The sequence below is a fragment of the Kitasatospora sp. NPDC052896 genome (assembly GCF_044547075.1).
Lineage (GTDB): Bacteria > Actinomycetota > Actinomycetes > Streptomycetales > Streptomycetaceae > Kitasatospora.
This window is the reverse complement of the sequence record NZ_JBITZU010000022.1, coordinates 73,893-98,595: the sequence shown is the minus strand read 5'-3', so window position 1 is coordinate 98,595 and position 24,703 is coordinate 73,893. Positions and strand designations below refer to the sequence as shown.

Sequence of the window (24,703 nt, the reverse complement as noted above, 5' to 3'; positions counted from 1 at the left end):
ATCGCACTGCTGGTACTCAACCGCTTCTGGTACTACTGGCGGACCCTGCTCCGATCGGTGGCTGGTAACCCGGTGGTGGCAGGCCGGAACCCACCCACCGGTGGCTCCGGAAGGGGGCTGCACCCGGGGGTGCAGGCCGGGGCGCGCGGGAGGTAGAAATGACCTATGCCTCACGACCGCGCCCTGACTGCCGCCACCGCCGATCCGTCCCGGTCGGGGGTCGAGGAGGACCTGGTCACGGCGGTGCTGACCGCCTCACGCGTGCTGGTGGCGATCTCGGCACGGTCGCTGGGCGGGGTGGCGGAGGCACTGACGTTGCCGCAGTTCCGGATGCTGGTGGTATTGCACAGTCGGGGAGCGATGAGCATGTCCCGACTCGCGGAACAACTGGCGGTCAACCCCTCGACCGCGCTGCGCATGATCGAGCGCCTGGTGGCGGCCGGCATGGTGGTGCGCGAGACCAGCGAGCACGACCGGCGCGAGGTACGGATCGAACTCACCGACGAGGGCGCCCGCACGGTGGCTGAGGCCACCGAGCGGCGGCGGGCGGAGATCGCCCGGGTGGTGGGAGCCATGCCGGAGGAGCAGCGCAGTGGACTGGTCACCGCGCTGTACGCGTTCGCCGAGGCCGGCGGCGAGCCGGCCGCACCGGCCAAGCAGCCGGACCTGCTCGGCTGGTGACCCCGCCGGGCCGTCCACCGTGAGCCCGGGCCCGGGACACGTCAGGGAAGTGGACGGCGCTCCTCAGCCGTCGCGCCGGCCTGCATGGCGCAGGACCCGGTCCAGCCCTGCGGTACGCATGGCGGAACGCACCGGCGGCGGCGCGTTCGTGATCACGACCGCGATGCCGGCGGCCCGGGCCGCGTCGACGGTCCCGAAGAGGAGCGAACGGCCGGCCGTGGTGACCACCCGCGCGCCGCCCAGGTCGATCTCCAGCACGGCCGGAGCCGAGCGCAGCGCGGTCCGCAGCCTCCGGGCGGCGTTGCGGCAGTGGCGTTCGTCGAGGTCCCCGGAGAGCGAGACCCGCGCGGAGAGCGGCCGAGGGCAGCCCGAAGCCCTCGCGTCGTGAGGGAACCAACGGGCCAGTGCGCGCACCCGGGCCGACCTCGCGGCCATGGACGGCCCCGCGGTCACCGCGGGCCCTCCGGCCGGAACCAGGCGGTTCCCTGCGCCCGACGCAGGCCGAGGGCCCGGACCAGGGCGACGACGGTGCCGCCGGCCACCAGTGCGGCCCCGATCACGCCGCACACCGTGACCGGGGCCGCGCCGCAGCGCAGGGCGCGGGGGAGCGCCCGGACGGTGCCGGCACAGAGCAGGAGCGCCGCGCCACCGTCCTCGCAGCCGCGACTGCGCGATGACCGTTTCGGCACTGGAGAAGGGGGCGTCGCCTCGCCACGAGGAGCGGTGGCGCCCCCTGGGATCTCGTCAGTGGGCCGCAGGGGAGCCGGGAGGCGGGGGCGCTCTCGTGTCCGCTCGACGGGTCGGGGCATGTGTCCTCCCCCTGAGAAGCGGTCAGTTCCACGCAAGGGATGCGCCTGCGCCCGGTCCCCGCCAAGTTCTCCGCGTCTTCGCGCGTTTCCAGGTCGCCGAGTCGCACCAACTCCCGGACCGGACAAAACTGTTGACGTCCGTCGGCGGCCAACGCCTCAGGCGCTCCATGGCGGGAGGTCCGCCGACCGAGCCGGCGAGGACGGGTCGGTGAGGCGGCGGCTCTCCAGTCGTCCGATGACGGGCCTCGCGCAGCCCCCGCACGGCTCGGCGCCGTCCGGGCCGTAGGGCGGCAGCACCCAGGCGCCGTCCAGTCGGAAGTACTCGCGCATCTCGCCGCTGGGCGCCTCGCAGTGGCGCAGTTCGTACCGACGGCTCCACTGCTGTCCGCACGGGCAGAGGAAGCGAACCAGATCGACACCCGTCTCGATGAGCATCCGAGACCCCTTCCAGGACATCGGCACGACGACGGGAAGCGCGACAGCGCACCCACCCTGGCCCTATTATTGCACTAGGCAAAGAATATGTGAGGTCATACAGGCACACCGGGTGAGGATGCGACGCGAACGGCAGCCGGCCGGGGCCCGCCCGGCCACGAAGGGAGCACAGTGAGCGTGATCCTGGTGGTCGACGGCGACCCACACCTCGTGCGGGTGCTCGATCTCAACCTGCGCGCCCGCCGCTACGCGGTCCGCACCGCCGGCACCGGCAGGGAAGCGATCGAGGCGGCGAGCCGGTCCGCGCCCGACGCGGTGCTGCTCGACCCCGGCCTGCCCGACGCGGACGGGTTCGACGCCATCCGCGCTCTGCGTGCGCAACTGACCGCGCCGATCATCGTCCTGTCCGCACGCGAGAGCCTCGATGAGAAGGTCCGCGCCCTCGACGCGGGCGCGGACGACTACCTCACCAAGCCCTTCCTCATGGACGAGCTGCTCGCCCGGCTGCGCGCCGTCCTGCGCAGGCCGGCGGGCCCGCCGCGCGCGGTGGCCCTGGGCAGGCACGTGATCGACCTGCACGCGATGACCGTGACCGGACCCGGCGGGCCGGTCCGGCTGACTCCCATCGAGTGGCGGATCCTCGCCGTGCTGCTTGCCACGCCCGGCCGGCTCGTGCCGCGCCGGCGGATCCTGCACGAGGTGTGGGGCCCCGACCAGGAGGAGCACACCAATTACCTGCGCGTCTACCTCCGAGCCATGCGAGCCAAGTTGGAGGCCGACCCCGCCCGTCCACGGCACCTGATCACCGAGCCGGGACTGGGCTACCGCTTCGACCCATGAGACCTCATGGGTCGAGTACGGCGCGACCGGTTCATCGGTTGCCGAGCGCGGTCTCCTCGCGGTCGAGGTCGAGTTGGAGGCGGCGTCGGGTGGTGTCGCTGATCCGGTGGTCGTCGTAGAGGCGGCGCAGTTCGGCGTTCTGGACGGCGATCACCTCGTGGCGCAGGTCGCGGTAGGCGGCGTCGACGGTGCCGCCGTCAGGGGTGTCGGCGGTGTGGTCGAGGCGGGCGTGCAGGCCTCGGCGGATGCGGTCGACGGCGGCTTCGGGCGCGCTTTCGAGTTGCGCGAGGTGCTCGACGTGGTCGAGGGCGGCGCGGTTGAGGGTGTCGCGGGCGTCGTCCTCCTCACGGGCGGTGTGCTCCGGTTCCAGGGCGAGTCCGGAGCGGTTGACCACGGGGGCCAGGCTCAGGCCCTGGACGACCAGTGTGAAGACCACCACCGCGGTGGTGAGCACGAGGACCAGCGGCCGCCCGGGCAGCGGGGTGCCCGCGCTGGTGGTGAGCGGGATGGACAGCGCGGCGGCCAGCGGCATGACGCCCCTGGTGCCGGCCCAGGTCACCACGGTCGCCACCCGCCAGGAGGGCCGGCCCCGGGTCGGTCGGACGGCCGTGGACAGCGGGAGCATCCACAGAACCCGGACGCCGATCAGCACCGCGGCGATGGCCAGCGCCTGCAGCGGCCACCAGCCGCGCCCAGCCGGCAGGGCACGCACCAGGGTGGGCAGTTCCAGCCCGACGATGCTGAAGACCACGCTCTCCAGCAGGAACACCACCACCGCGTAGACGGCGTGCAGTTGCAGGCGGATCCGGGCATCGCTCAGGCGGTGGCCGGAGCGGCCGAGCAGCACCCCGGCGACGACCACCGCGGTGATCCCGGAGGTGCGGGCCGACTCCGCGAGCACGTAGGCGGCGTACGGGGTGACCAGCGCGATCACCGTCTCCAGCACCGGATCCGCGGTGCGCCGTCGGATCAGCGCCACCACCCCGGCGACCGCTGCGCCGATCACGCTGCCACCACCGGCCAGGACCACGAACTGGCCGCCGGCCGCGGGCCAGCTCACCGCCCCGGCCGCGACCGCGACGCCGACGGCGACCTTGAACAGCACCAGCGAGGTGGCGTCGTTGAACAGGCTCTCCGCCTGGACCAGCACCTGGACCCGGCCGGGTAGCGCGAGGCGCCGGCCGAGCGCGGTGACCGCGACCGGGTCGGTGCTGGCCAGCACCGCGCCCAGCACGAACGCCATCACCGGCGGGAGCCTGGTCACCGCGGCCGCGACGAAGCCCACCGCCGCCGCGGAGGCCAGCACCAGGCCGAAGGCGAGGACGGTCACCGGCCGCCAGACCGTCCGAAGGTCGCGCAGCGACAGCTCCTCCGCCGAGGCGTACAGCAGCGGCGGCAGCACGACCAGCCCGATCGTCTCCGGCTGGAGGTGGAGCGCGGGAGCACCCGGTATCAGCGCCACCGCGAGACCGGCGAGCACGAGCAGGGAGGGAGCGGGGACGCGCCATCGGCGGGCGAACGTGGCCACGGCCGTGGCCAGCACCACCAGGAAGAGGACGGTTCCCACAGCACGCATCGACGAAGCCCCTGCATCACGAAGGCGGGGGCGCTGCCGCCGACTGCTGCAGTCCGTACCCCCGCGACGCCGACCAGGCTTCCCGGCACACCGAGAATCATTTTATCGGTACGTTAACGGCGCGAACAGACGCTGGCCTGCCACCGGGCTCCAGCGCACGGCGGCCCTTCGGTCTCCTGCGGGCAGGAGCGTCGTGGGACGACCGGCTCAACCCGCCTCACCGTGCCGGGACGACGGTGCCGGAGTCACGGCTGCGGGGGTGGCCGGGCGAGTGGCCGGGATGGCCGACAGCCGGTGCCCCCACCTGCGCGGTGGCTTGCGATGCGCACGGCGGTGCTGCCGCGGGGACTTGCTGCGCAGGTGCCCGGCGAGGAAGGGAAACAGCAGGACGGACAGCATCGCGGCGCCGACCAGCGCGGCGGCGGTGGCGGAGCGGAGCCGGCCGGCGTCCTCCTCGCTGGTGGTGATGACGACCACCAGGGGCAGTGCGGTGGCGCCGTAGAGGCCGAGGGCGACGCGGTCACGGCGGCTGAGCCCGGGCGGTGCGAGCAGGGCGGCGGGAAATCCCCGGGTGACCGCGAGCAGGAGGAGGAAGAAGGGGAGCAGCAGGAGGGCCCCGGGTGCGGACAGCAGGGCGTGCAGGTCGAAGTCCATCCCGCTGACCACGAAGAAGGCGGGGATGAGGAAACCGAATCCGATGCCTTCCAGTTTGGCGTCCACCACTTCCACCGCGGACTCGGGAGCCCGGTCGAGCAGCAGCTTGGAGACGGCCCCGGCGGTGAACGCGCCGATCAACATGTCCGCGCCGAGCCAGATGGCGGCGGCCACCATCCCGGCGAGCACCAGGACCACCGCGCGTACCGCGAACTGGCCCGAGGAACGCAGCGTGCGTCCGATCAGCCTGGTCACCCACAGCGGGTGGGGGCGGCGCGCGATCAGGACGGCCATGCCGGCCAGAGCGGCGAACGCTCCGAGCACGGCCGCGGTCTTCGCGGGCGTGTTGCCGCTCAGCAGGGCGGCGATGGCGATCACCGGGCCGAACTCACCGATCGCCCCGGTGGCCATGGCCACCGCGCCGAACGGGGTGGCCAGATCACCGCAGTCGCGCAGGATGGGCAGGATGGTGCCCAGGGTCGTCGTGGTGAGCGCGAGTCCGGCGAAGACGTCGTCGGAGGAGACGTGGTGGAGCAGGACACCGACGCCGAAGGCGGCCAGCAGCGAGGCAACCCAGGCCAGGCCCGCCCGTCTGAGCGGCTCGCCGCGCAGCCGCACGAAGTCGATCTCGTAGCCGGCCAGGAACATCAGCATCGCCAGGCCGAACTGCGAGAGAATCTCCACCAGGTCACCGGCCCGGGCCCAGCCCAGCACATGAGGGCCCACCACCACACCCAGCACGATCTCGAACACCACCGTCGGCATGGGCAACCACCGCTGCAACCGGTCCGCCAGGATCGGCGCAGCCAACGCGCAGACGGGGATCAGGACCAACGGCTGGACATCCGCTTCCAGACCGGCCATCAGTCACCACCAGCCGAACAGGGTCTGTCGCTGCCACTTGCCCCGGTGTGCCGGCGCACGGCCGATGCGTTCCTCCGGGGCCGGAGCACCAGAGCCGGGTGAGCCGCTCGGGGCGGGAGCACCATCAGTGCCCGCCGCCGGTTCGGCCGGGCGACGGCGAGCGTCGGACCGCCGCCGGCCAGAGCTCCCGCGTGGACCCTGGCCGCCGGTAACGGCCCAGCAGAGACGCCACGGAAGCAACCCGGGCGAGCCCCGCGAGTACCGGCCGGACCCGGCCGGCTGCCGTGTTCCTGATCAGTCATCGGATGAGCTGATCGGCCGCCCGGCCGGCGACGCTTCTTGTCGCGGCCGTCGCGGCCGTGGCCACGGAACGGAGCACCGGCTGTCACCAAGGTCTCCCCTCGAGCGAGCTTCTGCGCAGAGCCTTCCACGAGGAAACAGCGCTGATACGGCTTGAACAGGTGATGAAGATGCGCACAGCGGCGCTCGATCACGCTCTAGCGACGCCCGGAACCGGGCTTCCGCAATCGGCGGACTGCGTCCGGAAGCAGGCCGTGGATGCCCTGGAAGCGGCCCTTTCCGTCCCCGGCGGGGTTCGGGCGCAATCGGAGGCGGTGGCACTCAGGGTTCGTGCGATCGGATGGGGCTGGTCGGCCCCTCCTGTGTCGAGCCGGTCGGTTCGCCGCGCCTCAATCGGTGAGGTCGACTCCGCGCCGGTGCAGTTTGAGCGTGTAGATGGTGCCGCGGGAGAGCGCCTTGCTGACGAGGACGGCCATCGCGGTTGCGGTCATGACCGGGGGGAACAGCACGTAGTCGCCGGTCAGTTCGGGCAGCAAAGCAATCGTGGCCAGGGGGGGCACGGGCGGCACCGGCGAAGACGGCCGCCATGCCGAGGAGGCTGTACAGTCCGGCCTGGCCGGGCTGGAGGTGCTGCACGGCCAGACCGGAGGCGGAGCCGAGCGTGGCGCCGATGAACAGCGCGGGTGCGAGGATTCCACCGGAGCCGCCGATGCCGATGGTCAGGCTGGTCGCCATGATCTTCCCGACCAGTAGCACCAGAAGGAAGCCGATGGCGTACTGGCCGTTGACCGCGTTCTCCATGACGGGGTAGCCGACCCCGTACAGCTCTGGCAGGAGCAGCAACAGGCCGCCCAGGAGGAGGCCGCCGGAGGCGGGCCGGGCCCATTCGGGGCCCCGCCAGACGACGTCGCAGGCATCCTCGACGAGGTAGAGGATGTGCGCGAAGGCCACACCGACCAGACCTGCCAGCACCCCGAGGAGTACGAAGAACGGGTAGGCGGACAGGGGCGGCACGGTGAACGGGGGCGTATGGAGGACGGGAGCGGGGCCGTAGGCTTCGCGGCCGATCAGCGTGGCGACGGTGGTGGCGAGTGCCAGCGGGCCGAAGGCTTCGATGCTCAATTCGCGCAGCAGGAGTTCCAGAACGAAGAGCATGCCGGCCAGAGGGGCGTTGAAGGTGGCCGCGACGCTGCCGGCGGCTCCGCACGCGAGCAGGATCTTCAGCTGGGGCTCCGGGAGCCGTGCCAGTCGCCCGGCGGCCGAGCCGAGCGCCGAGCCGATCTGGACGAGCGGCCCCTCGCGGTCCACCGATCCTCCTCCGCCGATGCACAGCGCAGAGGCCAGGGCCTTGACGGCCGGTACCCCGGGCGAGATGCGCCCACCCCGGTGGGCGACCGCGTCCATCACCTCGGGCACGCCGAGGCCGCGGGCGGAGGGCGCGAAACGCTGCACCAGCGGCCCGTAGAGCAGCCCGGCCACCACAGGCGCCAACAGGACGAACCACGGTCCGAGCCACGGCAGATGGGGATTGGCCGAATGGTCGGCGGCCGCATAGTCGGCATGGGCCGACAGCAGCAGGGTGAAGGCCCGCAGCAGCCAGCGGAAGACGAGCGCGCCGCCGGCGGCCACCGCACCAACAACCACGGCGAGCGCGGCCAGGCCGATCCGCCCTGCGGTCGCGGTGAACTGCGGTGATCCACCCGGGCTTCGCATCGTGCAAGGCTAGCCGTTTGTTCGTGGCCGGAGTGGTCATGGTGCCAGCTGTCGCATTCGCGTTCGGCGATTCGCATCGCGGACGGGACGGCCGTCGCTCCTGACCGATGGGTTCAGCAGCGGATGCCGGCTCGGCGGCGTTCTCCGTGCTCGTGCAGGGCTCACTCGTGCCCATTCCCGTGCCCTGGTGCCGGGTACTGATGCAGGCGGGAGAGTCGGACCCCTGGGCGCCGGGGCTCCGTCTGTCCGGCCGGCCCGAGAACGCACGCCAGGTCAAGGTCGAGCCGGGCTCGCCGGCGCAGGTCACGGCGGTCGACGACCTGGACCTTGTCCCGCGTGAAAACCCTGGGGGCTCGCCGCGCTGCCGAGCAGCCGTAGACCCACCAGCTCCAACGACCTGCGCGTCAACAGATAGATCCAGGACCATCGCATGACCACCGATCATGCCCAGACCCACTCTGTCCTCGCAGGGAAACGCTGCGGCTCAGTCGACGAGCTCGCCGAATACGCCGAACAGCTGATCGGGGTGCGCGTGGGGACGACGCGGCGTCACCAGCGCATGTGAACCCCGGTGCTCCGGAGCGCGGTTCAGGGCAAGTCGGCAGGCCGGCGGGCTCCGCTCCGGGAGTCTGGCGAAGCGGGACATGAGGCATTGCTTAGCGGAGTCAGAAATTGCTGCCGGAGGGCGGTGAACGCGCCGAAAACCGTCTATGTTCGTTCTCGCCCGGTCGTCGGCCGGGGCAACTCGTGGGCCGCCCTGGTCTTTTCCCGTATTCCCGGAACAGGGCTGGGCGCCACGATTTGTGCCGGCGCGCGGACACCTCAACACCCGTGACATCCAAAGGTATCGGCCCATGAACTCCCGTTGTGCGGCGCGGACCGCTTCTGGTCATCCGTATCGCGTCCAGCACGCAGCCTTGCCCGCAGTCCAACAGCGGCTTCTTCGGCTGTTCGACGCCGCACGTGCGTCGAAGGGCCGCCCGGTCCTGCGGATGAACTCCCTGCTGCGGATCACCGTCCAGCGGTAGCCCGACGACACGGCGGACCGACTTCGGGACCCGGAGCCGACCGCTCGATGGACCGCTTTCGCACAGGCGCCTGCAGCGCGCCTCGACGTACGACGCGCAGCATCCGATTGATCCCCCACATCAACAGATCGGCCGCATCCATGAATCACTGAAGAGGCATATGCAGGGCACCGTCCCACAGCCGCGGTCGCCCTCGGAACCGCGAACGGCAGACAGCCGACGGCGAGTTCGCAGGAAGGGGCCACACGCGCTGCCGCAGCACGACGAGGCGCCCATGCCGCTTCGCGTCGTCCCCCAGGAGCGACCCGAGCCGCGGGATGGTCTACGCCGCTCGGGCCATTGCCCCCATCGGCTGACATATGCGCAGCTGCGGCACGACACCCCCCTTGCACCGCGGTTTCCGTCGGCGGGCGACAACCGATCACGTGGCTGCGTCCCCGTCGACCGCTCGCAGTGGCCAACCCCATGGCGGTTGCGGGGATCCGTCCCCGCACCGAGTCGCGACACCGACATCCGTCGCAGCCCGTCCATGACAGAACAGGAACTCACCATGACCCGACACGTGCACCGTATTGCCAAGTCCCGGATCGCGATCGTGACAACGCTGCTTGTGGCAGCGCTGGGCTCGTCCGTCTCGGTGGCCGAGGCGGCGCCCGCCGGCGCGTCCTTCCCGCACTACGACCACGCCATGCACGCCAACGAGATCTGGGGCGGCTACAGCGACACCGATGGGACGTTCACGTCGGTCAGCGCCGACTGGAACGTGCCGAGCCTGGACTGCACGACGACCCCGAGCAGCGCGGTCTCGCCCTGGGTCGGTCTCGACGGCTACTACTCGGGCACCGTCGAGCAGATAGGTCTCGACCAGGACTGCGGCCACGGGAAGGCCGAATACCACCCGTGGGTCGAGATGTACCCGGCAGGCCCGACCTATTTCACGGACACGATCCAGGCCGGTGACGCCATCAAGGCGTCCGTCAACGTCACGGGCACGAACTTCACCCTGACGGAGTCCGACACCACCCAGGGCTGGTCCAAGACCTTCCACGAGACCGGCACCGCCGATCTCTCCTCGGCCGAGGTGATACTCGAAGACCTCGGCAACAAGATTCCGGCGGTCGCCAACTTCGGCAGCATCACGTTCAGGAACGCGACCGCGAACGGCGTGCCACTCGCGAGCGCGGGCACGCCCAACTCCGACGACATCGAACGCGGGAACACCCCCTTGACCCACAACTCCAGGCTCAACGGGGGCCAGTTCACCATGACCTGGCTCCGCGCCTGATCCGCGGCCCGAACTCGGTACGAGAACCGCCCGCCGCTCGGCCGGTGGGCGGTTCCGATCGGCCGGAGCGTTCGGCAGGATCCGGGCAGGGCGGCTGGCGACGAACGCCGCCCAGCCCGCGCACAGCCAGGGCGCGTGGCCGGGCCCGGTTACCGGCGGATCGCGTCGGGCGGGTTCGGGTTGCTCCCGGAGGTCCGCAGTTCCGGCAGGTCGGGCCCGCGAATTGAGCGACAGAGTCACGTTGAGGGTCGATACGAGGCCGGCTCGACCCCCAACTCCAGGGAGGTCCTACGCTCGTGGCGGTGGGACATGCCGTTTCAGTTCACCGGAGGGTTCACGATGCAGCAGCCGAAGCATGTCGTGGTGACCGGGAGCGCCGGATTGGTCGGGTCGGCGATCGTGCGCCGTCTCAGAGCCGCAGGCTACCTGGTCGTCGGTGTCGACCGCCTGCCATCCCCCGACACATCCGTGGTGGCGGAACTGCGCGACCCCGCGGCGTGGCGCCATGCGCTGCCCGGAGCCGGGGCAGTCGTCCACACGGCGGCTCTGCACGCGCCGCACGTCGGCGTGCGCTCGGACGACGAGTTCCGCGAGATCAACGTCGGGGCGACCCGGGACCTGCTGGACGCGTCGTCCGCGGCGGGCGTTCGCCGATTCGTCTACACGAGCTCGACCTCAGTGTACGGGCACGCGCTGGACCCGGCGGACGAGGCGGTCTGGATCACCGAGGACGTCACCTGCCGGCCACGCGACATCTACGACGAGACGAAACTCGCGGCCGAACGCCTGGTGCTCTCCGCGGCGGGCGCGATGAGCACGGTGTGTCTGCGCATTGCCCGGTGCTTCCCCGAACCGCCGGCGGTCCTTGCCCGGCACCGGCTCTACCGGGGAGTGGACATAGCAGACGTGGCAGAGGCCCACCTGCTCGCCGTCCATCGGCCCCAGGAGGCGGCCGGGGTGTTGAACATCGCCGGCCCCTATCCGTGGTGGAGGGCGCAGGACCGACGGCGGCTGCGACACGATCCGGCCGCGCTCATCACGCAGCGGGTCCCTGAGGTGGCGGCCGGGTTCGACCGGCACGGATGGGCGTTGCCGACGTCGATCGACCGGGTGTACGTGTCGGCACGGGCGGGTTCGGTGCTCGGCTACCGTCCCCGTCGCGGGGTGACGGCACTGTTGGCCGAGGTTCGCACGGCCGGGTGACTACCCTCCCTCTTCCAGCGAAGGAAGCAACATGGGCGTGCGCGGCCGTGGTGCTGGTGGCCTTCGGCCCCGCGTTCCTCATCGTCTTCGATGTCGTTGAGTTGGGCGTATTCGCTGTGGCGGAGCCAGCAGCCGTGGATGCCGGCGAGGAGGTCTTCGAGGGGGTCGGGGGTCGGACGCTGCTGATCGAGCGGTATCCCGAGCGGCCGGCCAGGAGTGGATCGAGTAGGCGTCGGGTGCCTGTGTGCCGGGCACGCCGCGTGATCCCCGGCTTGCGGCAAAGCGGCGTGCCGCGGGTTCGAGTCCTGCCGGACCAGTAAAATGCAGGGCGTTTTCGCGGACCTCGCGAATTCGGAGACCGGCAGAAAATTAGGAAAGTCAGAGGATCTGGTCGAGTCGCCCCGGGCGAGCGAGGCTACAATGAGGCTGTGATGAACATCACGGCCGATGTGGCTCTCGCGTACCGCCTCTCACGCGCCTCTCACGGATGGGGCGTCATGAGGCAGCATCAGGTGTCGCGCGGAGCGGATGAGATAGGCCCTGACCTGCTTGATTCGGACTGGTGAACATCAGTCAAACACCCGTTCGGCCGCTGGGGGTCAAGGGGTCGCAGGTTCAAATCCTGTCGTCCCGACCAGCGTTTACGCAGGTCGGAGGCCGTTTCCATCGAGAGGTGGGAGCGGCCTTTTTGCTGTGGTGGTCGCAGTGTGGTCGTGAACGCTCGTTCACGTCGCCTCGGCGGGCGCATCCTGCGGGCGGTGGTGCTCTGGCGCAACCACAATGCGGCTTTTGTTTGTTCAGCCGAATGGTCGGGCGCAGTCGATGGCTGGTCGGACGCCTTTCCAGCGCTGAAACGCGCGCGGTTTCTCGGAAAATGGGCATGCCCGTGGAACCTGCGGCGTCAGTTGTCCTGATGGCGCAGCAGGTCTGAGTTGGCGTCATTCCGAACCGGCAGTGTGCTGGCTACTTTGTCGGCACTCGCCGCGGCTTGAGCGGCTCGGTGGGCTGATTCAGCTGAAGCCGGGTGGCTGTCAGGCCGCGTGGCTGAATAGCGGGTTCGGCATGGAGCTGCTGCCGACGAGGGTGTCGGCGCCGTAGCGGGCGCGGGCTTCGACGAGGCGGAGCCTGGCTTCGATGGTGTGCACTGCGGCCATGGCGACGTCCCAGGTCAGGTGGCTGTAGATGTTCGCGGTGGTCGAGAGCGTGGAGTGCCGCAGGGTCTTGGAGATGACGGCCATGGAGACGTTGCCTTCCAAGGCGAGGGTGGCGGCGAGGTGTCGCAGGTCGTGGATGGTCACGTGAGGCAACCCGGCTTGTTCGCGCAGTTCGTGGAAGCGCCGGCGGACCGTGGCCGGGTGCAGGGGCTCGCCATCGGGGCCCTGGAAGACGTGATCGTTGCCGGTGGAGGTGCTCCTGGCCATGGCGCGCTGGAGGGCGGCGGCGACACGCTCCGACAGGGGCACCCAGTTGCGGCTCTTCTTCGTTTTCGGCGCGGTCAGGACGAGTTCGTGGTTGTCGATGGCGGAGAGGGTGTGGCGGATGTACATGACGCGGTCGTCGATCCGGACGCACTGGCGTTGAAGCCCGAGTGCCTCTCCCTTGCGCAGGCCGGTTCCGATGATGACCTCGAAGAGGTCGGCGAACGCGGGGTCGACACCTCGGCAGTGACTCAGGAAGGCGACGGCCTGCTCCGCGCTCCAGGGCACGCGCTCGTCGGGGCGGGGCCTGCGCATGGGCAGGGGCTGGGCGGCGTTGAAGGGCAGGCGGTGGGTGCGCACGGCCGTGCCCAGGGCGCTGGAGAGCGTGGCGAGGCAGTGGTAGACGGCCTGGCGTCCGCGGCCGGGTTCGAGCTGTTCGTGGGCGTAGGCGGCGATGTGGCCGTGGGCGAGCTCCTCCAGGCGCAGCTTGCCGAAGACGGGTATCAACTCGCAGAGCACGTAGGTGCGGTAGCGGGCGTAGGTGGTGGGCTTGAGCAGGAACTCCATGCCCTTGAGCCACTTGGTGAGGTAGGCCGCCACGGTCTCGTGCGGGTCGGCGTCGAAGCCCAGCCGCCGGCCTTCGAGGAAGCGCCGCAGCGCCGTCTCGGCGGCGAACGCGTCCTCGAAGCCGCCGCGGCGCACTGTGCGCCTGCGGCCGCTCAGGGAAGGAACGTCGACGGCGAACGTCCACGTGCCGTGCTCCTCCTCAACCAGGCGCGGGCACGCTGCGCCGAGCTGGCGCCGGCTGGCATCACGGCACCCGCACCGGCGGTAGACCCGGCCCGGCCGTCCTGACTTGCGCACTTCTCCAGCCTCCTGCGGCAGTTGATCCTCGATCGGCTCGTGGAGGCTACCGGTGCAACCGCCCAGACGGTCCTCTGCGACCACCATGCGATCACCAACGCGGAATTGGGGGTCTGGCCTGCGGCTTGCGGTGAGGACCCGCTGGGCGTGCCGATGTACGGGCGGTTGCCGTGGTACCTGCGCAGACGATGCGGACAATCGGAGGTCGTTACGGTACGTAACTACGACGCACCAGTGGATGGGAAAGCCCCTCGACGGTTGTCATGTGCTACCTCTCCTCTTGGGGGTTACGCCACTACAGGGGACATGACCAGAGGCGGAAGCAGTGCTTCGCGCTCGTAGCGGAGATGGTCGCGCGACACGGGTCTGAGCGGTCTTCGGCCCTGTCTCACTTTCGGTGGTGCTGGTCAGCGCGCGTCGCTCTACCGAGCCGACCAGCGTCTTCCCCTCTGCACTCCGCTCTGGCCAGGACCTCATCCCCGCCGGTGTGGATATCCAGTACCGCTGACCGCGCGGCCAGTCGTGAGCTCACCAGATACTGGCGGCTCATACAGAAGCTCTTCGGGTGCCCGGCCGTCCAGCCAGAAGGAGTCCCATCCCACCGCGGAGACCGATTTAGTCCTCCGCCACGAGGTCGTCGAATGTTCTCGGCATGACGACATCATTGCCCTGATTCAGGACGGGGAGGAAGTGAATTTCCGGTTTCCGCCGGGCCGCCTCCGCCGCATGGATCAACGAACATCAGGGCCAGGGAGCTCCTCCGGACCGGACCGTGGGATGAGGGGAATCAGGTTTCCGCGTCCGTTTCTGTTTGCGGGGGCTGGGCACCGTCGGCACGCTCTGCAAGCTGTTCGGCGTCATTCATGGAAGTCGGAATGGCGCTGCCCGCGCCGAACGGTAGCCAGTAGAATTCACACGTTGTGCTGTAGGAGGGTTCGGAAGGGCCGATGGTGAAGGTCTGGTCTTTCTTGACCAGGGCGACCACGGTTGCTGAGCCGGGATGCTCCCACCTGGAATGCGTTTGATGTCCGCCAGTTGCGACATAGATGGTTCCCCTGGACCCGGAATTGGTTACATTGGCTACCCCGATGACAAGCCCTGATGTACTGGCAGAAAACGTCCGGTAACTGCTCTGATGGGCGGGCAGCAAGCTTGGAGATCCGGCCAGGGACACAGTGCCGTTGACATTGAGCGGGCCGTTGGCATTGAGCGGGCCGGTGACGCTGAGCGGGCCGGTGATTGGGCCCGTGATGCTGAGTCCATCAGTGATGTTTACCGTTGAGGTCCCAACCGCCGGGCGAATTTCATTGACGGCCAAGTACTGATCTTTTTGTAGTAGTACTGGATGCGTCGCCGACACCGCCGTTTCGATCTGCACCACTCCGGATCTGAGGTTGAATGCTGGATGGCCGTGAGGGCTCGCGATGCTCGCGACCCTTAGTTCCTTGTCGGGTGCAATGTTGACATCGCCGTTCGCGCTGATGTTTCCGGTGACGGTTACAGTCGAGAGCTTGATGGTGTCTTCATGCTTTGAATGGATGTGATCCACTTTCAGGGAATTGCCGATGTCGAGCGTATGAATCCAGCAATATTTTCCGTTGACGATAAGCTCACCCTCCAAATCTACGTAGAGTTTGCCGCGGACCTTGAGGTCGCGCACGTCGAGGTCGGGTCGGCGGACGGTGACCTGGGCGGTGAGGATGCGGGTGACGGGGTTGGTGGGGTCGCCGGTGGTGCCGCGGAGGTAGAAGGTGGTGTCGGATTTGATGTTGGTGATGGTGCGGGTGGTTTCGTTGGTGACGTTGAGGCTGGTGTCCGCGTAGAGCAGTTCGTAGGTGGCGTTGGTGGAGCGTTCCCAGGTGAGGGTGGTTTCGCAGCCGTTGTCGATGACGAGGGGGTTGGCGATGAGGTTGCGCAGGTAGAAGTCGGGGGGGAATTTCCCCACGCTGAACTCGGTGGTGCGGTCCTGGTAGGCGCTGTTGCCGGTGCGGGAGCGTTCGGTCACGGTGATGGGAGAGGTGCCGACTTTTCGGTTGATCGGGATCTGTGACAGCTGGATGGTGAATCCGGTGTCGGGCCCGATCGTTTCGTGGCTTGCTGCCGGGGTGAAGACGAATTCCTTGGTCGCCGCGTTCAGTTGGACGGTCCAACCTTTGAGGCTGATCCGTGGGGTGATGCGCGAGAGGTCGGTGGCCAGGTCCGGTGACATCGGTCCGGCCGGCACTTTCACCTTGATCCACTCGACGTCGGCCGGAGTGCCGCTGCGCCGCGAGCCGACGATGATGAGTTCGCCGATTTCCTCGGGGCTCGCGGGGTTTTCGGGGGAGGCTTTGAGGGGGTCGGGGTTGGTGGTGAGGTCGTAGGACAGCAGCGGTTCCTGAGCGGCGGTGTCCGTGGTGCGGGTGGGGGCGACCAGGGTCATGGTGATGCTCCTCGGGTCGGCGGGTGTGTGTCGCGCCGCCGTCGGCGGGCGGCGCGGGGCGGGGCTGGTGGTTGGGGGTCAGCTCTCGGCGGCGGAGTGTGCGGCGCCGTCGCCGAGGGTGAGGTAGCCGGAGCGGAGCTCGGGCTCGGCGAGCGGCAGGTCGTGCTGGTCCTGGCTGAGGATCGGCAGGTTCTCCCAGGCGGTTCCGCGCTTCTCGGTCCAGCTCCAGGAGCCGGTGATGCCGACCGGTGCGGGCATCAGGACGGTCTCCTGGACCTGGTCCTGGGCGTTGCGCAGCCCGGTGGTTGCGGCGAGCAGGGGGCCGGTGCGGAAGTTGACGGTCATGCGGGCGATGGCCTGGTCGGTGAACTCCTGGGGGACGAACACGCGCTGGGTGGAGAGGATGTCGGTGGTGGCGTGGACGGCGGCGCGCGGGTCGCACAGGACGGTGGCGACGGTGGTGCTGTGCTCGCCGAAGTCGAGTTCCAGGCGGGGTTTGTCGCCGATCGGCCGCAGGTAGCCGCCGCTGCCGGGGGTGGGGTCGATCACGGTCTCGAAGTGGTCGTAGTCGTCGGCGAGGACGTAGCCGACCAGGCCGTCGTCGCTCTGCCGCGCTTCGCCGAGGCGGATCATCCAGGGATAGGTGGGGAGTTGGGGCTGGGGCGGGTCGAAGAGGTTCTGCCAGCTGTTGTCGGTGCGCAGGGGGCCGCGCAGGTGCAGGGTGAGGCGGGTGCGGACCAGGGCGAGGGGTCGGCCGAGGAGGAAGCCGAGGCCGGGGTCGGCCGGTCCGTCGGGGTCGATGGTCTCCAGGGTCTGGTCGACGGTGGCGCGGAAGGCGTCGAAGGTGTCCGGACCGCGGTCCTTGATGACCCTCAGCAGGTTGTGGGTGTGCTCGGAGAGCGTCGCCAGGTCTTCGAAGTCGGTCAGGCCGGAGCCGGGCAGGGCCGTCCAGGAGACCTCCAGTTGGCCGGCGGTGTTGAGGGTGACGCGCAGGTCGCCGAGACAGGTGCCGTCGGGTGCGTGGACGACGAGGGACTTGTCGAGGCGGTTGTGGAGCAGCCAGGCGCAGACGGGGTTGGCGCCGGGGACCAGGTCGGTGTCCTCGTCACCGGTGGCGGACAGGAAGGCGAAGTTGAGCCGGGCCGGCTGGAGCAGGCGGGGGCCGAGTTCGACGAAGCGTCCGCTGTCGTCGCTGCTGACCGGGTGGGCCGGTCGCATGGTGAGGGGCATCTCGGGCCGGAAGTGGCTAGCCAGGCCGATGAGGTTGACGGCGCGTCCGAAGCGGTCGACGACGGACAGTTCCTGGAACTCGAGTTGTCCGGCGCGCAGTTCCTGGAAGGCGGAGGGGGGCCAGGGGTCCCAGTCGCTGGCCGGGAGGCCGCCGGGGTCCGGCGGGGGGTAGTTGCCGTTGCCGATGAGGCCGGCCATGTCGCCGGTGGGCTGGAGGCCCGCCTGGGCCTGGCGCTGGGCGATGGCCGTGCCGAAGCCGTCGAGGGTCTGGGAGAGCTGGTCGGTGCTGCGGACACCGGCGCGCAGGTTGCGCACGCTGTCGGCGGGGAGCCCGTCGCGGAGACGGGCGTAGCTGACGAGGGCTCCGTCGAGGACGTGTCCGGCGGAGGGGGCGAGGGTCTGCCGTCCGGAGATCGTCAGCGGTTCGCCGGGGGTGCCGGTGCCCTGCCACTGGTAGCGGGAGCGTTCGACGAACTCCCAGTGTGCGGTGTCGCCGTCGCGGAACGGGAGCGGGTGGTACACGGCCCTCCACAGCAGATACAGCGGCTGCCACGGCATCTCCCAGGCAGCGGTGCCGTATTCGGGCAGGGTGCCGGTGACGTCGCGGATCCCTCCGGTGGCGAGTGCCCGGTCGAGGATGAGGAATTCGGTCAGCAGGGCGTGGAAGCACGGGGGCAGGTTGGTGAGGTCGACCTGGCCGGCGAGGTCGGCGACGTCGCCGGTGGTGATGCCGGAGGCGCGGGTGACCAGGTGCTCGGGGGTGCGGCAGGGCAGCGCGGTGCCGCGGGTGAGCGGTGCGTGCAGGCGTGCGCCCTGCAGGGCGATGACGGGGTCTGCGCTGTACTCGTAGTCCTGGGCGGGGACGCGGATCAGCCGTCGGGCGGAGCGGGCTCCGAAGGCGGGGTGGTGGGTGTCGATGCTGGCTGCCAGTTTGGCTTCGGTCTTGCCCCAGGGCAGGGTGCGGCGCTGCTCGGTCAGGCGCTGGGCGAGGGCGATGACGTGGCCGGCCGCGCCGTCGGGGTTGGCGGGGTCGAGTTCGCCTTCGATGCGCTCCTGGAATTCGTCGGACTGCTTCGCCAGGTGGTTGAGCCACCACAGGTGGTAGAGGCGTTCGCGGGCGGCGTCGAGTTCGGCTTCGGTGGCGTCGTGTTCGGCCTGCTTGCGGTTGAGGTCGGCGATGGTCTCCGCCTCGGCCGCGCGGGCGGTGCGCCGGGCGGTCGCGGTGGCGGTCGAGGGGATCTGGCCGGGGTCGGCGCCGCGTTCGCCGATGAACCAGCGGTAGCCGCCGGAGACGGGGCCGAAGGCGGTGTCGTGGGCGCGGCGGTTGGTGAGGATGTCCGCTTCGGGGCGGTCGCGTTCCGCGAGGGCCTCGGTGCCGCCCAGCAGGAAGGCGCGGAAGAGGTCGGCCTCGGCCGTGGAGAAGGCGTCCGGGCCGTCGGCCTGGGTGCCGAGTTCGGCCGCGGCCTCGGCCATGGTGTTGGCGACCGCCACGGTGACGTCGTCGCGGTTCGGGCATGGGGAGGCGGGAATCGGACCGGTCAGGTCCCAGTCCAGGCCGAGGACGGTGCCGGTGTAGACGGAGCTACGGATCCCGCTGCCGGAGCCGGGTGGCTGGGTCCACTCCAGGCGCCGCAGGACGTTCGCTAGGTGCTCGGGGAGTTTCTCGGGGCCGGCGAGGATGTCGCTGTCCGGGTCGGCGTACCAGCCGGCGACGAAGTAGCTCAGCCGTTCCCGCTCCTCGACACCGTCCAGGGCGTCGTGCAGGGAGAAGACGTTGGTGTTGTAGGGCTGGAAGACGGAGAAGGTGAGCAGGCCGGGGCCGATCGCGGTCAGGAACGGTGCGCGCCGTCCGGTCGGCTCCTGCCAGGGGCCGGTGAGCTCGTGGCACTTGCCGATGAGTGTCGCCTGCGGGGCAGCGCCGGCCAGGTCCTGGAAGGAGTCGGGTTCCTGGAAGGAGACGGTGCCGTCCATCGGGTCGAGGTAGTCGCTCTCGACGATCCAGGCTTTGAGCCTGCGCGTGCCCTTCGCGTGGCGGACGACCAGCCACCGGTTGGGCACCAGCGGGAAGCCGCCGACGCCTTCCTCGTCGTCGTGCCGACCGCGGGTGAGGGCGGCGGGCAGCTCCCACTTGAGATACACGCCGAGCCGGTCCTCCCGCCCGCTCCACTCCTCGAGGCCGTCGAAGGGCGCCGGCTCGCACGCCACGCCCTGCCCGATGGACTTGAAGTTGGTGTTCCAACGCTGGAAGACGTGCTCTTCTCCGGTGTCGCGGGTCTGCCGGTTGACGGCGAGGGCGGCCACCTCGACCGGCACGACCAGGGTGTTGTCCACGGACATGGCCCATCGGTCCTTTCACACGAGCATCAGGGCTTGGGGTCGGGCAGAGTGCCGGTCAGGGGCGGTAGGAGAAGGTCTGCGCCTGCGGGGCGTTGATCATCTGCAGCGCGAACTGCGCGGAGGACAGCTGAGCCCCGTGGGCCCGGTCCAGGGCGGGTACCAGCGCGTCGCCGGTGCCGTGGACGTTGAGCACGTCCGCGTCGCCGGGGCGCAGGAAGCGGCCGAAGCCGGCCGGCTGCGGGAACTCGCCCTTGGGGTAGCCGATGCGCTCCCCGCTGATCTCGCGCAGTTCGATCGTGCCGACGTCGCCGATGCCGAAGCAGATGCCGCGCGGCGGCTCGGCCAGTTCGAGCCGGTCGATCAGCCGGCCGTTCACCTCCGGGTAGAGCAGCAGGCGGACGTCGGTGCCGTAGACGTCGCTGCGCAGCGGCTCGACCACGTCGGTGCCCGCGTAGGCGGTGATGATGGCCTTGGGCCAGTTCGGTACGAGCGCGGAGCGGATCAGGACCGCGCAGGCCGGTACCGGTCCGCCGGTGGTGGCCAGTTGGTTGAGGTCGGCGTCCAGGGCGTGGCCGACGCCGACGCTCAGGGCCCCGTCGACGGCCGCGCGCACCCAGCCGGCATCGACGTAGGCGAAGCGGATGGACTCCGGCGGCAGCATCCGGCTGTCGGGGACCAGGTGCTCGAAGCCGAGCATCTCCAGTCGGCGCAGCCGGTCCAGCCAGCCGGACACGGTCGTGAACTCGTCCTGGGCGGCCTGAGTGAGGAGGGTGGCGACGCCCGGCTGGGAGACCAGGGCCCGCACGTCGGCCGTGGTCCGGGCTTGCCGGGCGGCGGTGGCGGTGCGGCGCAGGCCGGCCCGCAGCTGCGGGCCGGCCTGGTCCACGGCGCGGGTGAAGCGGGTGCCGTCGTCGTCCAGGAGCATGCGGTCGAAGGCTTCGAAGGCCAGCGGCGCGGTGAGCTGCCTGGCCGTCACCATGCCGTCGACCGAGTGGAGTTCTGGATGACTGGCCAGGCGGCGTACGGCGGAGCGGGCGGCGGAGCGGAACTCCAGCAGTCCGGTCCGGAATTCGGCGTCGGACAGGGCGAGCAGGCGCCCGGCGGTGAAGGCGGCGCCGTAGGAGGTGTCGAAGACGCCGTACTTCTCCAGGTAGATCAGCGCCTCGCCGGATGACTCCAGCCGGACGGCGGCGGGCGGGGGCAGCTCGCGCGCCGGTCGGGCGGTGAGCGGCCCGCGGTGGAAGGCGACGGTGCGCTCGCCCGTCTCCAGGCGCTGCGGCAGGGCGAGCGCGCCGCCCGCCATGCGGTCCAGGGCCTCGCGCTGCTCGGCGTTCGGGCTGGGCGGGGCATCGACCGGCAGGCGCAGTCGCAACTCCTCCGCGCCGCGGGGGGTTTCGCCGTCGGTGGTGGCCAGATGCTGGGCCAGGTCCCCGAAGCCGATGCCGGTGTCGGGCACGGTGGTGAAGGCCCAGGAGGTGAGGGAGACCAGCCGCACGTCCTCAGCTGGAGCGGGAGCGTTCAGGTACTGGTGGAAGCCTTCGAGGGAGACCAGGTGCACCACGTGCCGGCCACCCGCCGCGGCGGGGAACCGGTTGGCGACGACGATGGCGTTGAGCTGCTCCTCGTCCGGAGCCGGGTCGGCCGCGGCCATGGTCGCGTCGGGCGGGCCGCCCTCGCGGACGTGGGCGAGGTAACCCATCTCCACGGGCAGGGGTTTGATCTTGTCGAACAGGGCGGCGGGCACCAGGATCGTCGCGCACTGCTCCTCGTACTCCTCCTCCCGCAGACTCTCCTCCGGCAGGTTCGGCGGTTCACCCGGGCCCAGGCCACGGGTGAGGAGTGCGCGCACGGTGCCGGCCGTGACCAGGCCGACGGCGTCGGGGTCCTCGGGCAGTTCGTCCTCCCGGAACACCAGCAGCGCCATCCACGGCACCCCTTCCTGGTCCTCGGGGGAACCGGCCACCAGCGGCCGGTTCCACGGCAGGCCGGGGGCGTCGAGGTTGATGTGCGGAAGGATCTGGCTGTAGGTGCCGGTGGCGTCGGGTACCGGGAAGCGGGCGTTGATCCCTCCCGGGTCGATATGGAACCGCGGTTCGATGACGTCGAACGGCTGTGGTGTGGCGTCGATCTCGTGGTCGGTGCCGTCGACGCCCTTGAGGACCTGCCGGTTGTTGATCACGTAGCGGCCGGCGTACAGCGAGGGGATGCGGTGGTCGAAGAACCGGGTGCGGTGCTTGGCCGTGGGGACGGTGAAGGGCCGGGGCCCAGATTCGGGCGTGGTGGTCATGAGCGTGCCTTTCGACAAGGGGGCGGCTGCGGAGGCGGGTTGCCGCTCCCCGGGATGGCGGGGGACCGAAGCGCGCTGGCCGGGCGGGTCAGGCGGCGGGCACCAGCATCGGGCTCGCGGTGAAGGCGGTGCCCGCGCCACGGGCGTACCCGCTCAGGTCGGTGTCGAGGCGGCCGAGATCCGTTCCGAGGCTCGTCAGCGCGTCGGCCAGGGAGGCACGGTTGTCGCGGGTGCCGGGCGCGTCGATGCCGTCGCGGATCTTCTTGATCACTCCGTCGGTCCGCTTCGGCTCGGCGCCGGACGCCCCCTCGCTCGCGGACAGCGGCTGGTTGCCGTCCGGCGCGATCGGGTCGAACGAGATCCCCTTCTCGTCGATGAACCCGGTGGACGTGCCGTACTTGACCGGTGGCGACACCAGCCGGACGCCCAGGATCCGGTCGGGGAGCAGCTCTTCCCCGTTGGGGCTGGTTCCCCACAGGGCGTTGACCACGTTCCCGCGGATCAGTGTCCGGCCCCAGTCCGTCAGGCGCTCGGTGCTGTTGTTGTAGTCGAGCCAGACGCGCAGTTCGCTGTCCTTGCCCGTGACGTGCATGGGCAGGATGTTCACCTTCTCGCCGGTGTCCACCGGCGTGGTGCTGTCGCGGTCCAGGTACAGCGCGCTGACGGGTGCCTGGGTGTCGGCGGTGAAGGTGAAGCCGCCGCTGTCGACCAGCCACGGCTTGGCGCCGCTGCGCACGCCCGGGGCGTGGGCGCCCTCACCGGCGTATCCGGCTTCGGGGACGGTGCGGACCATGTTCGTGGGCGGCGGCAGCATGCCCTGGAAGCCGCCCCAGTCCAGTGCCGGGGGCTTGTTGCGGCGGTCGGCGCCGAAGCCGATGGTGAAGGAGATGAACCACAGGTGGACGGTGGCCTCGCCGCCCACCGCGGGACCCCACACCCGCACGTCGACCCCGATCTCGATGGAGATCGTGATCCGCACGAACCACACCTTGATGGTGGCGGAGACCCCGACCCGCACCCCCATGCCCACATCGAAGTAGAAGGGGTTCCACTCCAGCAGGGCGTCCACCTTGGCGGTGAGCCAGGCCCGCAGCATCCCGGCCTGGAACTTGACCTCCAGCGAGCCGCCGGCCATCAGCGACTTGGGCGTCAGCGCGGCATAGGCGTTGCCGGTGATGTTGACCGTGGAGCCGATGCCCCAGGTGATGCCGGCAGGCTGCTGCCTGGGGTAGTGAGCGGGCACGTCGCGCTCGGCCGGGACGGCGCCCAGGATCAGGGCGAAGTCCCCGGCCTTGGGGTTGGGCCCGAACCAGAGCTTCATCCCGATGCCGCCGCGTAGCTTGCAGTTCGGGTCGATGAGGAAGGTCTTCTCGGTGAATCCGGCGCTGAAGCTCAGCTCGCCGACCGTGGGCCGCACCGTCGCCTCGATGCCGATCTCCACCCGGGCGATCTTCCAACTGCTCCTCGTGGGCAGCTCGGCGCCACCCGCACCGAGCAGGCTGATCGTCAGCTCCGAACCGGTCTGGACCAGGGCCATCAGGCGGCCCTTCAGGAACTCGAAGCAGCTGAAGGCCAGACCGCCGGCCACCCAGAGGTCGCCCTCCTGCGGCTTCACCCACGGGTTGGAGCCGCCGATCAGGGTGGCCAGCACGGACAGCGGATCGACCTCGTCCTCGTCCGCGCCGATCTTGCCCGGATTGTCGAGGGCGACCAGGAACGGGAACTCACCCAGGGCCTCCGCCGACGGCACCCGCACCCGGCTGTTCCAGCCGAAGCCCGCCGCGATCCCGCGCACCTGGAAAGGAGGCGGCGTGAACCCGGTCTCGGCGCCCAGCGAGCCGTAGGCGAACAACGACGGCTGGGCGCCGCTTCCGTCGGGAACGACATACGCGCCCATCAAAGACCCGTTGAACGCGCCGGTGTCCACCAGCAGCGTCCCGCCGATCACCGTCTTGTAGGGCGGGGAGGCCGGCAGCGCGGTCAGCGCCCCCGCGATCCGCAGCGGCGGGCTCTCGTAGTTGACGCTGATGCCGTTGTCGCCACCGGGGGTGCCGATCGGCGACCAGCCGCGCACCATCGGCGACTCAACGACCCGCACCCCCTGGCGCCGGTAGGCCGACGGCCGGGGCACGAGAACGCCGCGCTCGGTCACCAGCGCCCGCGGCCCGCGCTCCCGTTCACGCTCGGCAGCCGTCCGCACACGGGCCGGCGGCAGGGGCCGGCCCAGTCCGTCCACCCGCCCCGGATCGGTCTCGGTCGCCTGGCCCCGCGAGGTCAGCCGAAACGCCCGGCCGTCCACCACCGCCCACGCCCCGGGAGGCAACGCGGAGCCGTCCACGGCACCGTCGACCAGCAGCAGAGCGCGCCCCTCGCCGAGATCGGCGGCGGCCTGCGTCCCCGCCACCAGCTCCCCATCGCCGGTGAACTCGATGCGCACCCCCACCGGGGACGCGGAAGCGGTCGTGGCGGCCTGCCCGCTGATCCACAGCCCCTTCGGGTCGCACACCGCATTATCGACCCGCAGCTCACCACCCCGGAACACCAGCCCCGCCTCGGCCGCATGGCCGTTCAGCACCGACACCGGGAACTCGACCGCTCCCCCCGGCGCCGCCCGCTCAAGGATTTCCCGGATGTCACCCACACGCACTGTCACGCAGACCCGCCTCCGAATCAGGACAGAAGGGAGCAATTCGATTGAATGTTCACGTAGGCCGAAGGGCTGAACATACCGTACACGATATATTGCACACTGTGACC

The 24,703-nt window shown here is 70.3% G+C and carries 16 protein-coding genes and 1 pseudogene; 6 read left to right on the top strand and 11 right to left on the bottom strand.

The features are described from left to right. Positions 1–165: 165 nt before the first annotated feature. Positions 166–681 (top strand): MarR family winged helix-turn-helix transcriptional regulator, encoded by a 516-nt coding sequence (locus tag ACIGXM_RS29905; RefSeq protein ID WP_396566304.1) that lies wholly within the window; start codon positions 166–168, stop codon positions 679–681. Between the two features lie 63 nt (positions 682–744). Here ACIGXM_RS29905 and ACIGXM_RS29900 read toward each other — a convergent pair whose 3' ends face one another. The 3 genes from ACIGXM_RS29900 to ACIGXM_RS29890 all read right to left on the bottom strand — a co-directional run bounded on the left by ACIGXM_RS29900 (position 745) and on the right by ACIGXM_RS29890 (position 1,925). Then, the gene (locus tag ACIGXM_RS29900; RefSeq protein WP_396566302.1) at positions 745–1,116 is read right to left on the bottom strand and encodes an STAS domain-containing protein; all 372 of its coding nucleotides are present in this window, start codon (positions 1,114–1,116) and stop codon (positions 745–747) included. A 14-nt stretch (positions 1,117–1,130) separates the two neighbouring features. Beyond that, on the bottom strand, positions 1,131–1,370 hold the full coding sequence (locus ACIGXM_RS29895) for a hypothetical protein (protein WP_396566300.1): 240 nt from the start codon (positions 1,368–1,370) through the stop codon (positions 1,131–1,133). Positions 1,371–1,646: 276 nt separating this feature from the next. Next, positions 1,647–1,925 (bottom strand): hypothetical protein, encoded by a 279-nt coding sequence (locus ACIGXM_RS29890; RefSeq protein ID WP_396566298.1) that lies wholly within the window; start codon positions 1,923–1,925, stop codon positions 1,647–1,649. Positions 1,926–2,096: 171 nt separating this feature from the next. Here ACIGXM_RS29890 and ACIGXM_RS29885 point away from each other — a divergent pair, with 171 nt between their 5' ends. Beyond that, entirely contained in the window at positions 2,097–2,765 is a 669-nt protein-coding gene (locus tag ACIGXM_RS29885; RefSeq protein WP_396566296.1) for a response regulator, read from the top strand. 31 nt (positions 2,766–2,796) lie between these two features. Here the strand turns inward: ACIGXM_RS29885 and ACIGXM_RS29880 are convergent, their stop codons facing one another. The 3 genes and pseudogenes from ACIGXM_RS29880 to ACIGXM_RS29870 all read right to left on the bottom strand — a co-directional run. After that, the gene (locus tag ACIGXM_RS29880; protein WP_396566295.1) at positions 2,797–4,341 is read right to left on the bottom strand and encodes a Na+/H+ antiporter; all 1,545 of its coding nucleotides are present in this window, start codon (positions 4,339–4,341) and stop codon (positions 2,797–2,799) included. A 207-nt stretch (positions 4,342–4,548) separates the two neighbouring features. After that, positions 4,549–5,859: a cation:proton antiporter gene (locus tag ACIGXM_RS29875; RefSeq protein ID WP_396566293.1), complete on the bottom strand. Its 1,311-nt coding sequence runs from the start codon at positions 5,857–5,859 to the stop codon at positions 4,549–4,551. A 698-nt stretch (positions 5,860–6,557) separates the two neighbouring features. After that, positions 6,558–7,872 (bottom strand): annotated as a pseudogene (locus ACIGXM_RS29870) (chloride channel protein); the annotation flags it as partial. 430 nt (positions 7,873–8,302) lie between these two features. Between ACIGXM_RS29870 and ACIGXM_RS29865 the strand changes: the two are divergent. The 4 genes from ACIGXM_RS29865 to ACIGXM_RS29850 all read left to right on the top strand — a co-directional run bounded on the left by ACIGXM_RS29865 (position 8,303) and on the right by ACIGXM_RS29850 (position 12,302). Continuing rightward, entirely contained in the window at positions 8,303–8,437 is a 135-nt protein-coding gene (locus tag ACIGXM_RS29865) for a hypothetical protein (RefSeq protein ID WP_396566291.1), read from the top strand. 1,013 nt (positions 8,438–9,450) lie between these two features. Next, a complete protein-coding gene (locus tag ACIGXM_RS29860) occupies positions 9,451–10,185 on the top strand; it encodes a G1 family glutamic endopeptidase (RefSeq protein WP_396566289.1) in 735 nt (244 codons plus the stop codon). A 135-nt stretch (positions 10,186–10,320) separates the two neighbouring features. Further along, a complete protein-coding gene (locus tag ACIGXM_RS29855) occupies positions 10,321–11,388 on the top strand; it encodes an NAD-dependent epimerase/dehydratase family protein (RefSeq protein WP_396566287.1) in 1,068 nt (355 codons plus the stop codon). Between the two features lie 713 nt (positions 11,389–12,101). Beyond that, entirely contained in the window at positions 12,102–12,302 is a 201-nt protein-coding gene (locus ACIGXM_RS29850) for a hypothetical protein (RefSeq protein WP_396566285.1), read from the top strand. 117 nt (positions 12,303–12,419) lie between these two features. Here ACIGXM_RS29850 and ACIGXM_RS29845 read toward each other — a convergent pair whose 3' ends face one another. From ACIGXM_RS29845 to ACIGXM_RS29825, 5 genes are all read right to left on the bottom strand, one after another. Further along, positions 12,420–13,670, bottom strand: a complete 1,251-nt coding sequence (locus tag ACIGXM_RS29845; protein WP_396566283.1) for a tyrosine-type recombinase/integrase — start codon at positions 13,668–13,670, stop codon at positions 12,420–12,422. Positions 13,671–14,457: 787 nt separating this feature from the next. Next, positions 14,458–16,092, bottom strand: a complete 1,635-nt coding sequence (locus ACIGXM_RS29840) for a hypothetical protein (protein WP_396566281.1) — start codon at positions 16,090–16,092, stop codon at positions 14,458–14,460. Between the two features lie 78 nt (positions 16,093–16,170). Further along, positions 16,171–19,659 (bottom strand): hypothetical protein, encoded by a 3,489-nt coding sequence (locus tag ACIGXM_RS29835; RefSeq protein ID WP_396566279.1) that lies wholly within the window; start codon positions 19,657–19,659, stop codon positions 16,171–16,173. 55 nt (positions 19,660–19,714) lie between these two features. Then, complete coding sequence (locus tag ACIGXM_RS29830; RefSeq protein ID WP_396566277.1) at positions 19,715–21,946, bottom strand: hypothetical protein; 2,232 nt, start codon at positions 21,944–21,946, stop codon at positions 19,715–19,717. An 88-nt stretch (positions 21,947–22,034) separates the two neighbouring features. Further along, on the bottom strand, positions 22,035–24,599 hold the full coding sequence (locus ACIGXM_RS29825; RefSeq protein WP_396566275.1) for a DUF6603 domain-containing protein: 2,565 nt from the start codon (positions 24,597–24,599) through the stop codon (positions 22,035–22,037). Positions 24,600–24,703: the final 104 nt, after the last annotated feature.

Excerpts from the sequence above, each read along its gene's own strand:
- ACIGXM_RS29905 (WP_396566304.1), top strand. The coding sequence starts at position 166 with ATGCCTCACGACCGCGCCCTGACTGCCGCCACCGCCGATCCGTCCCGG.
- ACIGXM_RS29900 (WP_396566302.1), bottom strand. The coding sequence starts at position 1,116 with ATGGCCGCGAGGTCGGCCCGGGTGCGCGCACTGGCCCGTTGGTTCCCT.
- ACIGXM_RS29890 (WP_396566298.1), bottom strand. The coding sequence starts at position 1,925 with ATGCTCATCGAGACGGGTGTCGATCTGGTTCGCTTCCTCTGCCCGTGC.
- ACIGXM_RS29880 (WP_396566295.1), bottom strand. The coding sequence starts at position 4,341 with ATGCGTGCTGTGGGAACCGTCCTCTTCCTGGTGGTGCTGGCCACGGCC.
- ACIGXM_RS29875 (WP_396566293.1), bottom strand. The coding sequence starts at position 5,859 with ATGGCCGGTCTGGAAGCGGATGTCCAGCCGTTGGTCCTGATCCCCGTC.
- ACIGXM_RS29865 (WP_396566291.1), top strand. The coding sequence starts at position 8,303 with ATGACCACCGATCATGCCCAGACCCACTCTGTCCTCGCAGGGAAACGC.
- ACIGXM_RS29860 (WP_396566289.1), top strand. The coding sequence starts at position 9,451 with ATGACCCGACACGTGCACCGTATTGCCAAGTCCCGGATCGCGATCGTG.
- ACIGXM_RS29840 (WP_396566281.1), bottom strand. The coding sequence starts at position 16,092 with ATGACCCTGGTCGCCCCCACCCGCACCACGGACACCGCCGCTCAGGAA.
- ACIGXM_RS29835 (WP_396566279.1), bottom strand. The coding sequence starts at position 19,659 with ATGTCCGTGGACAACACCCTGGTCGTGCCGGTCGAGGTGGCCGCCCTC.
- ACIGXM_RS29830 (WP_396566277.1), bottom strand. The coding sequence starts at position 21,946 with ATGACCACCACGCCCGAATCTGGGCCCCGGCCCTTCACCGTCCCCACG.